Annotated in this window: 8 protein-coding genes and 1 pseudogene; 2 read left to right on the forward strand and 7 right to left on the reverse strand. The window is 69.7% G+C overall.

Annotation, left to right across the window (positions count from 1 at the left end):
- Positions 1-214: 214 nt before the first annotated feature.
- Positions 215-1,528 (forward strand): hypothetical protein, encoded by a 1,314-nt coding sequence (locus tag T398_RS10195; protein WP_496446355.1) that lies wholly within the window; start codon positions 215-217, stop codon positions 1,526-1,528.
- Positions 1,529-1,633: 105 nt separating this feature from the next.
- Here T398_RS10195 and T398_RS10200 read toward each other — a convergent pair whose 3' ends face one another.
- Complete coding sequence (locus T398_RS10200; RefSeq protein WP_496446118.1) at positions 1,634-3,112, reverse strand: glutamate-cysteine ligase family protein; 1,479 nt, start codon at positions 3,110-3,112, stop codon at positions 1,634-1,636.
- Positions 3,113-3,336: 224 nt separating this feature from the next.
- Here T398_RS10200 and T398_RS10205 point away from each other — a divergent pair.
- Positions 3,337-3,833 (forward strand): annotated as a pseudogene (locus T398_RS10205) (MarR family winged helix-turn-helix transcriptional regulator).
- A gap of 254 nt (positions 3,834-4,087) precedes the next feature.
- Here T398_RS10205 and T398_RS10210 read toward each other — a convergent pair.
- The 6 genes from T398_RS10210 to T398_RS10235 form a co-directional block, all read right to left on the reverse strand.
- Entirely contained in the window at positions 4,088-6,652 is a 2,565-nt protein-coding gene (locus T398_RS10210) for an ATP-binding protein (RefSeq protein WP_496446120.1), read from the reverse strand.
- 140 nt (positions 6,653-6,792) lie between these two features.
- Entirely contained in the window at positions 6,793-7,947 is a 1,155-nt protein-coding gene (locus T398_RS10215; protein WP_496446121.1) for an acyl-CoA dehydrogenase family protein, read from the reverse strand.
- An 87-nt stretch (positions 7,948-8,034) separates the two neighbouring features.
- On the reverse strand, positions 8,035-9,567 hold the full coding sequence (locus T398_RS10220) for an acyl-CoA carboxylase subunit beta (protein WP_496446123.1): 1,533 nt from the start codon (positions 9,565-9,567) through the stop codon (positions 8,035-8,037).
- A gap of 248 nt (positions 9,568-9,815) precedes the next feature.
- Complete coding sequence (locus T398_RS10225) at positions 9,816-10,727, reverse strand: hydroxymethylglutaryl-CoA lyase (RefSeq protein WP_496446356.1); 912 nt, start codon at positions 10,725-10,727, stop codon at positions 9,816-9,818.
- Positions 10,728-10,899: 172 nt separating this feature from the next.
- On the reverse strand, positions 10,900-12,237 hold the full coding sequence (locus tag T398_RS10230; RefSeq protein WP_496446125.1) for an acetyl-CoA carboxylase biotin carboxylase subunit: 1,338 nt from the start codon (positions 12,235-12,237) through the stop codon (positions 10,900-10,902).
- Between the two features lie 126 nt (positions 12,238-12,363).
- On the reverse strand, positions 12,364-12,984 hold the full coding sequence (locus T398_RS10235) for a TetR/AcrR family transcriptional regulator (protein ID WP_496446126.1): 621 nt from the start codon (positions 12,982-12,984) through the stop codon (positions 12,364-12,366).
- Positions 12,985-13,061: the final 77 nt, after the last annotated feature.

Here is a 13,061-nt window from a genome sequence, read left to right on the forward strand (position 1 = left end):
CCCACGTCCCCCCTCGCTGCCTGACGACAACCTAGCTGGCGAGCAGGGGGGACGGCGGGAATCGGCTCACCACGGCCCGGTCGGTGTCAACCCCCACAACCAAACCATCCCGCTGTAATTACTCTACGTAAGAATTTGGGCTCGGTACTCCCCGCCCCGACCACAGGACGTTACGCTCGCCGGCATGGCGAGACGCGGCTGGGCAATATCGATCATGACCGCGCTTGGTACCGCCGCCGGGGCCGGCGCCGCCGCGCTGGGCTTCGGGTACGGCCTGGGCATCATCAACTGGGCCCCACCGCCCGATCAGAGTGCCGCTGTCACCGCCTGGACCGCCAGCCTGATCTGGGCCACCTGGATCGCCGCTACCTCTACTGTGGCCGGTGCGGTCTGCGCACAACACCTCCGCCGTCGTGGCCCGGTGGACCACCCGCCGACCAGCAGCCACAGCGAACACTCGGGAGCGGACTCGACAGCCGACAACCCGAGCGGCCCCGAGACCGCCGCACCGACCACCCGGGAGACGGCGAAGTGGAGCCAGGACAACCCGGGTGAATCCGACGGGGCGCTCGGCAAACTGGCGCTCGCCGGAGCCGCCGGGATCGGCGCCCTGATCACGGTCCTGTTGACCGCCGTACCGGCCCGGGTGGCCGTGGTACCCGGCGTCGCCGCACCCCGGGATGTCGCCGCTGGATACGCCGCCCTGGGCATCGTGGTCGGCGTGGCCATCGCCGGATGGGCGTTGCACTCCCGGGCCGCCGCCACCAACGTGATCGTGACCGTCGGCTGGCTGTGGCTGCTCGCAGTGGTGGCCGTTGTGGACGGCGTCATCGCGGGGCAGGGGCTGAATACCGCCCAGCTCGGCATCTGGCAACTCAGCGTCGGCGGAAGCGAGCTGTGGCTCCGCGACTGGTTCTACTGGCCGGGTGCGCTGCTGTCCCTCGGCTCTGCCCTCCTCATCGGCATACTGGTCGCCCGCGGCACGGCCCGGAACCCCGACCAGCGGGTTGGCACCACCGCCTCCGGCGCAGCCGGCCCGCTCCTCGTCGCAGTCGTCTACCTGCTCGCCGTACCGGGGCTGGCGGACCTCGCTCCCGGCCAGGCGTCGGCGCACCTCATCGCCCCGTACGCGGTCATCATCGGTCTTGGGGGCTCAGCGCTGGTCGCCACGCTCGGCCAACGGGCCGACCGCCGACGGCGGGGAGTTTCGCCCCAGCCGGCGGAGGCTCCAGCCGATTCCCCCCAGCCGGCGGAGGCTCCAGCCGATTCCCCCCAGCCGACCGAGCCACCGACCGCCCCACAGTCGGACGGATCGACCGGCGCGACGGCTACCCCTCGCCGCCGGGCACGCGGATCAAGCAGCCGACGTCCCCGCACTACGCAGGCGGACACCACGGCCGGAGTGCCGGTTCAGCGCAGCGTGGACGCGGCACCGGCACCGGCACCGGCACCGAACACGGCACCCGCCGTGCAGGAGCCGACGGAGACGGGCTCGCCCCGGCCTCGGTCCCCCCGCCGCACCAGCTGACCGTGGCGCCGAGCACCGCGCCGGATCGGGGTCTGCCCCCAAGCCTTCGGTCACCATCGTCCCCGACACTCCGACCGGAAGGCCGTACGATCGCCCGCCGGCCAACTAATCGACCGGCCAGGTGTGCACCGGCTCGTTGCTGCGCTGAAGTTCGGCATACCGCTGGACCATGTGGTGCAGGGCGGCCGGGCGGTCGAGTTTCCGGTGCCGCTCGGCCGCCCACACCGTTTCCGCCTGCCACACCGCGCCGTTACGCCCGGTCCGACAACGCTGCTCGATGACGCCGAGCAGCCGGTCCCGCTCACCGGGAGCCACGCCGAACCGGTCGAGACCGACCGCCGCCTGCGGCAGCAGCACGTCGAGGACCAGCTCGGCGACCGGCACCTCACCGAGCTGCGGCCAGTGCACCACGGCGTCCATGCCGCGTCGGGCGGCGGAGTGGAAGTTCTCCTCCGCCGAGCTGAACGGCAGCTCGCTCCACGCCGGACGGTCCGCCTCCGCCAGCCCTCGTGCCGATCCGAAGTAGAAGGCGGCGTTGGCCAGCATGTCGATCACGGTCGGACCGGCGGGCAGGACCCGATTCTCCACCCGTAGGTGCGGACGCCCCTCGGTGATGTCGTAGACCGGCCGGTTCCAGCGGTAGACCGTCCCGTTGTGCAGGCGGAGTTCGCCGAGTTGCGGCACACCCCCGCCGTGCAGCACCTCCACCGGGTCCTCTTCCTCGCAGATCGGCAACAGCGCCGGGAAGTAACGGACATTCTCCTCGAAGAGGTCGAAAATCGAGGTGATCCACCGCTCGCCGAACCAGACCCGAGGACGGACACCCTGCGCCTTCAACTCATCTGGCCGGGTGTCGGTCGCTTGTTGGAACAGCGCGATCCGGGTCTCCGCCCAGAGTTGTCGGCCATACAGATAGGGAGAGTTGGCGCCGGTCGCCACCTGGGCGGCGGCGATCGCCTGTGAGGCGTTCCAGTAGTCAGCGAAGCTGTCCGGCGCGACCTGGAGGTGAAACTGCAGACTGGTGCAGGCCGACTCGGGCGCGATCGAGTCGGTGTGGGTCTGTAGCCGCTCGACCCCCTGGATGTCGAGCTCGATGTCTTCGCCACGCGCTCCAACGATCTGGTCGTTGAGCACCCGGTAGCGCTCGTTGGTGGAGAGGTTGTCAACGACCAGGTGCCCCTCGGTCAGGGTGGGCAGGATTCCCACCAGGAGGATCTTTGCGTCAGACTTGGCCGCCCACGCGTCGGCACGGGCAAGACTGCCACGAAGATCCTGTTCGTAGCCGGTGAAGCCGGCGCCCTCAATCAGCCGGGGGACGGCGTTCAACTCGAGATTGAACTGCCCCAGCTCCGTCTGGAAGAGCGGGTCGGCGATGTCGGCGAGAATCTCCTCGTTCCGCATCGCTGGTTCGGCGGCGGAGTCGACCAGGTTCAGCTCGATTTCCAAGCCGGTCATTGGCCGGTCGGCAGCGAACCCGAAGTCGTCCAACATCAAGGCGAAGACGTCCAGGCAGCGGCGCACCTTGCGCCGATAGCGGATCCGATCCTCCCGGGAGAAGGCGCCCCGCGTGACATCCGTGCCCATGTATCCTCCCGGCGCCCGAGGTGACGGAGCGATGCCGCTCCGCAGCGCATTGTGAACCCTCCACGGTAAGAGTGGCCGAGGCAGCGGGCCAGAGCCCGGCACACACGAGCCCACCGAGCCTGGTCACGTGCACCATCCACAAAGATGCTTGTTTTGTAGATACGCGCTCAGCAGATATTGCTCGCAGCAATATTTCACTGATCAACTACTGGTAGTATCAGCCGGTGGACCAGAATGCGTTCGACGACCCCCGGATCACCGCTGTTGGTCTACTTGTCGAGGCGCACGCGGGGCTGTTGGCCCGGTTCGCCGCCCAATTCGAGGAGCACGGCCTCTCCCCGGTGGAATTCGAGGTGCTCACCCGGCTCGCCCGCTCACCTGAAAATCAGCTTCGAATGACCGATCTCGCCGCACAGACCTCCCTCTCCACCAGCGGGACGACCCGCGTGGTGGACCGGATGGAACGCGATGGGCTCCTCGCCCGGCGTGCCTGCCCCGCCGACCGACGTAGCTCCTTCGCCGTGGCCACGAAATCGGGCCGGGAGCGGCCGAGGCCGTACTCCCGGATCACCTACGAAACATCGAGGAGTGGTTCACGGGGCAGCTCGACCCGGAGTCACTGACCCGGCTCCTCGATGGGCTACGTCGAGTGCGAGATGCGGTCCACCCTGGCGCCACCGCCGGCGCCATAGACCCGGAGCCGGACCGGAACAGCCACTGACGCCACCGGTGGAAAGCGCCGGCGTGGCCAGGGCACCACCGGCAGCGAACACCACCGGCAGAAAGAGCGGCAGAACTGCTCGAGAACATGCTTATTGTTGGGCAAGTTGGTCAGCTGACGTTTCCCCGCCAACTAAGCTCCAATCAACGGGGGATGCACCCGGGGGAGGCGCGGGCGACGAGCGAGGGGTAACAGAGGGGGCTCTCGCTCGCGCCGCTCCCGGGACCTGTTCACCCGGCAACCCCGACAACGGCTCACGGCCGACGGGTAGCCGCAGCCAAAGCCTCCACCTCCGGCGGCAGCAGGCAGATCCCACTGACCCGACAGACCGCATCCAGCCGATCCAGCACGGCCGGTTCCGCCGTGCTGGCGGCCAGCCCCACCAGCGCCTCCACCAGGTCGCGGCGGTCCTGACTGTTGGCTCCCGCCTCGGCAGCGACGGCGAACCACTCGGCCGCCACCTCACGATCGCCCCGGCGCAACGCCAGCGTTCCCTCGATCAACCCGCAGATCCCGTCCGCTGGAATCCAGCTCAGACCCGCCGCCGGTCCCCCGAGCCGCAGCTCGGCCAGCACCTCGGTCGCCTCCGCCACGCGATCGTCCTGTGCCAACGCCAGCCCGACCGTGCCCAGCACCCGCCGGTGGTGCCCCGGGTCACCCAGCGCCGTCAACGCCGCCAGCGTCCTCCGCCCCTGATCGACGGCCATGTCGTACCGACCCTCAAGGCGCGTGACCTCCGCCAGATTGGCCATCGCGAGTACTCGTAGCCGCCGCTCCCCGCACTGGGCCGCGAGGCGATCGGCCGCAGCCAACCGGCGCCGAGCAGTGGCAAGGTCACCGACCCGGATCCCGTGCCAGGCCAGGTTGTTCTGCGCCACCGTCATATCCCGGATCCGCCCGTTCCGGGTGGCCAGCGCCAGTACCGCCTCGGCCTGCCCCCGCGCCTCATCGTGGTCGCCGGTGCCGGTGAACAACCTGCCCAGAACGGTACGGGCCTCCAGCTCACCAGCGACCTCGCCGGCCGACTGGAAGGCGGCGAGTGCCGCGCGGGCAGCCGGCAGTTCCTCCGCCCCAGCGCCGTGCTCCGCGGCCAACCGGGCCACGCCCAGCAACGCCCACGCCCGCAGGACGGGGGAAGCGTCAGCGGTACGCGGATCCGCCAGCAACCGGCGCAGCCACTGCCGGCCGGCCACGTCGCGCCCGCGAAAGCGCCACCACCGAACGAGTCCGGCCGCCAGGCCCAGCGCGGTCACCGGTTCGTCGACAGCGGCATGCCCGAGTGCGGAGCTGATGTCCCCGCCCACATCATCCAGTCGGTGCACCGCCGCCGTCAGGTCCGCGCCAACCAGGTACGGAGCCGTCTCGGCGACCAGCCGGGCCATGACCCGCGCATGTTGACGCCGGGCCAGGGTGAGTTCACCCGCGCCGGCAGCCTGCTCGACGGCGAACTCCCGAACCGCGTCGAGCAGCCGGAATCGGAACGGCCTCACCCCCAGGATGCTGAGTAGACCCAGCTCCCGGAGTCGATCCAGCAGCCCAACCGGGTCAACGACCAGCGCCCTGCCCCCCGGTTCGGCGCCGATTCCGAGCATCTCCTCGGCCAACGTGATCGACCAGCGGTTACCGAAGATGGCGAGCCGCCGCAGGGCAGCCCGCTCCGCGGGGGTGAGCAGGAGATAGCTGGTGGCAACGGCGTCCCGCAGCGTCTCGACGACCGCTGCGGGCGTCCGCTGCGCCGGGCCCGGATCAGCAGCGTTCCAGCCCGGCCGCTCGGCTGCACCGGAAACCGTCGCCAGATCGAGAACCCGATCGCCATACCGGTCGAGCAACTCGTTGAGGTCGAGGAGGTGCCCGCGCGCCGCCATCAGCTCGATCGCCAACGGAAGGCCACCGAGGCGGCGGACCAGCCGGGCCAGCGCCGGCAGCTCCGCCGCCGCCGGCGGGTTCGGTCGGACCAGCTCGAGTCGGGCGGTAAACAGCGCCACCGCCGGATACTGGGCGAGGGCCGCCAGGCCAGCCTCGTCGCGGTCCGGTGGTGGCGTATCGAGCGGGGCCACCGGCCGGACCCGCTCACCGCGGAGCCCGACCGGGTGTCTACCGGTGACCAGCACCCACAGGGACGGCACCGCGGTCGCCAGCTGGTGCACGGCTTCGGCGACCGGGCCAGGAGCCCGCTCCACGGCGTCCACAAGCAGCAGTGCCGGCTGGCCGGCGAGGCGGGTGGCCAACTCGGGGAGGCGAGCTACTCCGAAGGCCGCCGCCGAGGCGGCAAGCAACTCCGCGACATCCGTTCCCTCCCCGGTTAGGACCCCGGTTACCCCACCCGGGAGCTGCCCGGTAGCCGCGTGGGCCACTGACAGCGCCAGCGCCGTCTTGCCGACTCCCGCCAATCCGACCAGGCTGACCAGCCGGGCTGCCGGCTCCCCACTGAGCATCCCGACCAGCTCGGCCACGTCACGCTCCCGACCGATCAGCTCGGGGGCCGGGGGCAGCGCGGTCGGCCGTACCATGCCGTCCGGGCCGACGTAGAACCCTGACTCGGACTCCGGATACCGGGGCGTCGGCAGCTGTCGGGCGGCGACGAAGGTGGACCGCGCTGCCCCGGCCAGCCCAAGGGCGGTCGCTAGCAGTTCGACGGTGGTCCGCTGGGGTCGCGACGAACGGCCCCGCTCCACGTCCCGAACGGTTCGGACCCCGATACCGGCCCGACCCGCCAGTTCGACCTGGGTCAGGCCGGCGGCAAGCCGATGTCCGCGGAGTAGGTCGGGCAGCCCCATCGGGCCGCCGGACCACCGCGAATAGTCGTCCTCCGGACTCATGGCCAGGAAGGGTACGGATCAACGACGATTGCCGACAGGCCCTCGTCGTCCTATTGACGCACCCTACGGATACCCGACAGCGATGCCATGCGTGGTTCCGGCGACAAGACACGCGCTGCCGGCCACAGCCCAGTTCCCGGCTACAGCCCCAGTTCCCGGGCAATGATCATACGCTGCACCTCGGAGGTACCCTCACCGATCTCCAGAATCTTGGCGTCCCGCCAGAATCGGGCCACCGGAAACTCGTTCATGAAGCCGTATCCGCCGTGGATCTGGGTGGCGTCCCGAGCGTTGTCCACCGCGATGGTGCTGGCGTACAGCTTGGCGATGGCCGCCTGGCGCTTGAACGGTTCTCCGGCGAGCATCCGCGCCGCGGCGTCATAATAGGCCAGCCGGGCGGTGTGCACCCGCAGCTCCATGTCCGCAATCTTGAATTGAATCGCCTGGTTGGCCCCGATCGGACGGCCGAAGGCGTGCCGTTCCTTCGCATACCGGACCGACTCGTCCACACAGCCCTGGGCCAAGCCGACGGCGAGGGCGGCGATCGCGATCCGTCCCTCGTCGAGAATCCGCAGGAACTGCGCGAAGCCTCGGCCCCGCTCGCCGAGCAGGTTTCCCGCCGGCACCCGGCAGTCATCGAAGGTCAGCTCGTGCGTGTCGGAGGCCGTCCAGCCCACCTTGGAGTATCCCGGGGCCACGGTGAAGCCGGGGGTTCCGGTCGGCACCATGATTGTGGACAGCTCCTTCGAGCCGTCCGGCCTGGTACCGGTGACCGCCGCGACGGTGACCAGCTCGGTGATGTCGGTCCCGGAGTTGGTGATGAACGCCTTCGACCCGTTGATCACCCACTCGTCCGTCGACTCATCGAGTACCGCCCGGGTCTGGGTTCCCCCGGCGTCCGAGCCGAAGCCCGGCTCAGTCAGCCCGAACGCGGCCAGTGCCGTGCCGTTGAGTAGCCGCGGCAGCCACTGCGCCCGCTGCTCATCCGTGCCGAACCGGTAGATGGGCATCGCACCGAGCGAGACCGCCGCCTCGAGCGTGATCGCCACGCTGGAGTCGATCCGGGCAAGTTCCTCCAGCACCAGGCAGAGCGCGAAGTAGTCGCCCCCCATGCCGCCGTGCTCCTCCGGAAAGGGGAGGCCGAACAGGCCCATCTTTCCCATCTGGCGAATGACGTCGTACGGGAAGGTGTGCTGCTCGTAGTGGTCGGCGATGACCGGAGCAACCACCGCACGGGCGAAGTCGCGGACGCTCGTCCGCAGCGCCTCATGCTCCTCGGTGAGCCGAAAGTCCATGGATTCCTCCTGTTGGGGGATGGGCCACCCGACGCTCGTGACGCCGGGGCGGCCGGGTCAGACGGGGGTGACGCCGGGGCGGCCGGGTCAGACGGGGGTGACGCCGTGCCGGCGGGTGGCGAAGTGGCGATCCTTGCTGCGGGCGGCGGCGAACCGGCGAATCAGCTCGCCTCGCAGCTCGGGTGGTTCCACGATCGCGTCAACCACCAGTTCGCTGGCGAGCCGGACGATGTCGATGTCCTGCTCGTACTCCTCGCGCCGGGCGGCGACGAAGGCCGCCCGTTCGCCCTCGTCCCCGATGGCCCCGATCTTGTTGGCGTAGACCGCGTTCACCGCCGCCTCCGCACCCATCACGGCGATCTTCGCGGTCGGCAGGGCGATCGTGGCGTCCGGCTCGAACCCGGGGCCGGCCATCGCGTACAGGCCAGCGCCGTATGCCTTGCGCACCACCACGCAGATCTTCGGTACGGTCGCCTCGGAGATCGCAGTGATCATTTTTGCGCCGTGCCGAATGATGCCCTGCTTCTCCACCGCGCTGCCGACCATGAACCCGGGTACGTCGGAGAGGAACAGCAGCGGCACGTTGAACGCGTCACAGAGCTGCACGAACCGCGTCGCCTTGTCGGCCGAGTCCACGAAGAGCACGCCCCCCTTGAACATCGAGTTGTTGCCGACCACGCCAACGACCTCGCCGTTGAGCCGACCAAAGCCGATGGTCAACTCCTTGGCCCACAGCGCCTGGATCTCGAAGAAACTCCCCTGGTCGAGCAGCCCCTTCGCGTACCGACGCAGATCGAACGCCTGCCGCTCGCTGGCCGGCACCAGCGCCGCCAGATCGGCCTTCGCCGGCGCATCGACGGCGGGTGCCGACGGCGGCTCCTGCGTCCAGTTTGTCGGCAGGTATGACAGGTAGCGCCGCACAACGTCAAGCGCGTCGGCCTCACTCCGGCAGAGGAAGTGCCCGACGCCGGACTCGGCGCAGTGCACCCGGGCCCCGCCCATCGCCTCCAGCGTGGTCTGCTCTCCGGTGACCATTTCGACCATCCGGTCCGAGCCCAGGTACATGCTGGCGTTTCCCTCGACCATCGCGACCACGTCGCAGAAGGCCGGGATGTACGCCCCACCGGCCGCGCTCGGTCCGAAGAGCGCGCAGACCTGGGGGATCGAGCCAGACGCGCGGACCTGGTTCCAAAAGATCTTTCCGGCGCCACGCCGGCCGGGGAACAGATCCACCTGATCGGTGATCCGGGCACCGGCCGAATCGACCAGGTAGACCATCGGAACCTTGGTCGCGTAGGCCCGCTCGATGATCCGGATGATCTTTTCGACCGTCCTTGCTCCCCAGCTGCCCGCCTTGACCGTGGAGTCGTTGGCCAGCACACAGACCGGGCGGCCGTCGATGGTGGCGGTTCCGGTGATCACGCCGTCGGCGGGCAGCCCTTCGGCCAGCGCGTTGGCATAGAGCCCGTCCTCGACCAACGACCCCTCGTCAACCAGGAGCGCGACCCGTTCCCGGGCGAAGAGCTTGCCCTTCGCCGCATTCGCCGCATGGTATTTGTCCGCGCCACCGGCCCGGGCCCGCTTCCGTAGCTGTTCCAGCGCCTCACCATCGAGCATCACGCCGACTCCTCCTGTGCCGCCGCTCCCGGTCCGGCGCGCACTCGCGCGCACCGCCGAACCTACCTGAACGATCGTTAGGGTAGCGTACCGCGCCCACCATTTGCCTGCCCGCTCCAGGCGGATTCGGGACACCGACGCCTGACCCCACGGCAACACCCGGCCCACGGCGGGCGGTGCGAGCCAGCCCGGCGCGGAAGCCAGCCAGGCCAGGGGCTTATTCAGGCGGGGGCATCAGGCAGGCGAGGGAGTCAGGCAGGCGAGGGAGTCAGCCGGGTCCGCGGGCCAGCCCGGAGCACGCCGCTGGGCAGGCTTCGGCCGACCAACTCCTCGGCCAGTTCGGCGACCTCGACCAAGGCGGCCAAGTCGATGCCGGTGTCGATACCCATGTCATGCAGCAGGTGCACGGCCTCCTCGGTAGCCAGGTTGCCGCTGGCCCCGGGCGCGTACGGGCAGCCACCCAGCCCCCCGACGCTCGCATCGAACTCGGTAACCCCCAGCTCGACGGCGGTCAACAGGTTCGCCAGGGCGGTGCCGCGGGTGTTGTGGAAGTGCAGCAGCACCGGTACGTGTGCGTCACGATCACGTACGGCCGTCACCAACTCACGGACCCGGCGGGGCGTCGCCATGCCGGTGGTATCGCCGAACGCCACCCGGTCGGCGCCGTCGCGCACCACCCGCTCCACGATCCCGGCCACTCGAACGGGGTCAATGTCCCCCTCGTACGGGCAGCCGAAGCTGGTCGCGACGATGACCTCCGCCCGAGCACCGGCGTTGTGAAGCAACTCGACCAACTCGGCGATGTCGTCCAGCGACTCATCGGTGGAGCGGTTGACGTTGCCCCGGTTGTGGGTGTCGCTGGCGGAGACCACCACCTCGATCTCGGTGAACCCGGCAGCCAACGCGCGCTGGGCACCGCGGGTGTTCGGCACCAGCGCCGAGTAGCGCACCCCTTCGGTCCGCTCCGCCCGCCGCCACACCTCGTCGGCGTCGGCCATCTGTGGAATCGCCTTTGGGTGCACAAAGGACACCGCTTCGATCCGCCCAACCCCGGTCCGGGAGAGCGCATCGAGCAGTCGCACCTTCGCCTCGGTCGGAATCGGCTCCTCGTTCTGGAGACCGTCGCGCGGCCCAACCTCCCGAATAGCCACGAATCCCGGCATGTTACCCATGGGCCACCTCACTGTGACGCGCTCTGGTCCGACTCCCCCAGCATGTCACCCACGCCGCCGGACCGAACCCGACGCCACATCAACGCTTGACCCCGGGATCAGTACCTCGACCCCGGGGTCACACATCAAAGCGAATACCCTCCGCGCGTCCGAGCAGCCACGGTCAGCGCATGCGGGAGACGATGCCGGTGTCGTAGTCGCCGGAGAGGAACTCCGGGTTGTCCAACAGCTCGGCGAAGAAGGGCAGGTTGTTCTTCGGCCCTGCCAGCTGGAACTGCGCCACCGCGGCCCGCGCCCGACTGATCGCTTCGGCGCGGTCCGCACCACTGACGACCAGCTTGGCCATCAGGCTGTCGTAGAACGGGGTCACCGTGTTGCCGGCGACATACCCCGAATCGACGCGGATGCCCTCGCCGGTCGGTTCGGTCCAGGTGGTGATCGCCCCCGGCCCAGGCAGGAAACGCTTCGGGTCCTCGGCGTTGACCCGCAGCTCAATCGCGTGCCCGCGCGGGGTCAACGTATCCGGGTCGAACGTCGGCGGCAGCCCGGCGGCCACCCGCAGCTGCTCCTCGACCAGGTCAACCCCGTAGACCAGCTCGGTGACCGGGTGCTCGACCTGCAGTCGCGTGTTCATCTCCAGGAAGAAGAACTCGCCGGTGCCGGGGGCGAGCAGGCATTCGACCGTGCCGGCGTTGCGGTAGCCGACCGCCTCGCCCGCCCGCACCGCCGCGGCCAGAAGACGCGACCGAAGCTCCGGGGTGACCGCCGGGGAGGGGGACTCCTCGACCAACTTCTGGTTCCGTCGCTGCACCGAGCACTCGCGCTCGCCGAGCGCCACCACCCGGCCGTCCGCCAAGCCGAGAATCTGCACCTCGACGTGGCGCACCCGGGGGAAATACCGTTCGATCAGGACGGACCCGTCCCCGAACATCCGCTCGGCGAACGCGCGCACCTTGTCGTACTCGGTACGGAGCGCGGTCTCGTCGTTCGCGACTCCCATGCCCATGCCGCCACCGCCAGCGGCGGCCTTGACCATCACCGGGTAGCCGATCTCTGCCGCCGCGTTGACCGCCGCGGCAAGGTCCGCCGCCGGTTCCGTGGTGCCCGGCGCGACCGGCACCCCGGCCGCCACCATCAGATTTCGGGCGTTGATTTTGTCACCCATCGCGGTGATCGCGTCCGGACCGGGCCCGACCCAGAGCAGACCACTCGCCGCGACGGCCTGGGCGAAGTCGGCGTTCTCCGACAGGAAGCCGTAGCCGGGGTGAATCGCCTGCACGCCGGTCGACTTGGCGGCGGCGAGGACAGCCTCGACGTTCCGGTAACTCTGCGCCGGATTCGCCGGACCGACACAGACCGCCTGGTCGGCCTCGGTCACAAACGGCAGGCCGGCGTCCGCCTCCGAGTGCACCGCCACCGCCCGGACACCGAGCCGCTTCGCGGTCCGGATGATCCGGCGGGCGATCTCGCCCCTATTGACGACCAGCAGTGACTCGATCATGTTTCCTCCAGCGTCCCGGGGGTTGAACGGAAGCTAGGGAACCATGCCGCCCCGGTTACTGACGAGTCAGTGTGCGGCACAGCCCCTCGATCCGGCCTGGGGCAGGCTCGGGCTTGGGGCCAGTGCTCAACGCGCTGTCGGTGCCAACAGCGCGGCCAGTGTCGCGGCTCGGAGCAGCTCGGCTCGGCGCTGCCGGTCCACCACGCCACCGAGGAACGGGGTCGAATTCATCAGGCCAAAGGCGGCGTGGGCCAGCACCCGCGCCTCATTGTCGGGCAGGCCCGGGTGCGACGCGGTCAGCACGCTGACCCACTCCTCGACGTACAGCCGCTGGAGCCGACGGATCCGGCGACGCGGTTGGTCAGGTAGTCGGTCCAGCTCGTGCAGGTGCAGGGCGATCACCGCCGGTTGGGCCAGCGCGAAGTCGACATGGAAGTCGATCAGCGACTCTAACGCGGCGCGAGGGTCGTCCGGATGGGTCGCCGCCCGCTCCCGGCCGCCGGTGAGCAGCCCTTCGCTGACCGGGGTCAACGCGGCGACCAGCATCGCCTCCTTGCCAGCGAAGTGGTGGTAGAGCGCCGGACCGGTCACCCCGGCGGCAGCGCCGATGTCATCCATCGACACACCGTGGTAGCCCCGGGCGGCAAACAGCCCGACCGCGATCTCGAGGATCTCGTTCTTACGGGACCGACGCCGGCCACTGCCCGTATCGCCGTTCGCCGCTCTGGGCGACTGCTGCACCGTCACGGGGAAAGCGTAGTCCGCAGACTCCACCGCCCGCAGCGGTCGGGGCCGTGCCCCGGATTCCCGAAACACGGCCGGGA

This window comes from Salinispora goodfellowii (assembly GCF_059570675.1).

What these genes read in the sequence shown, in the direction of transcription:
- T398_RS10200 (WP_496446118.1), bottom strand. Translation starts at nt 3,112, where the DNA reads ATGGGCACGGATGTCACGCGGGGCGCCTTCTCCCGGGAGGATCGGATC.
- T398_RS10210 (WP_496446120.1), bottom strand. Translation starts at nt 6,652, where the DNA reads ATGAGTCCGGAGGACGACTATTCGCGGTGGTCCGGCGGCCCGATGGGG.
- T398_RS10230 (WP_496446125.1), bottom strand. Translation starts at nt 12,237, where the DNA reads ATGATCGAGTCACTGCTGGTCGTCAATAGGGGCGAGATCGCCCGCCGG.
- T398_RS10195 (WP_496446355.1), top strand. Translation starts at nt 215, where the DNA reads ATGACCGCGCTTGGTACCGCCGCCGGGGCCGGCGCCGCCGCGCTGGGC.
- T398_RS10225 (WP_496446356.1), bottom strand. Translation starts at nt 10,727, where the DNA reads ATGCCGGGATTCGTGGCTATTCGGGAGGTTGGGCCGCGCGACGGTCTC.
- T398_RS10215 (WP_496446121.1), bottom strand. Translation starts at nt 7,947, where the DNA reads ATGGACTTTCGGCTCACCGAGGAGCATGAGGCGCTGCGGACGAGCGTC.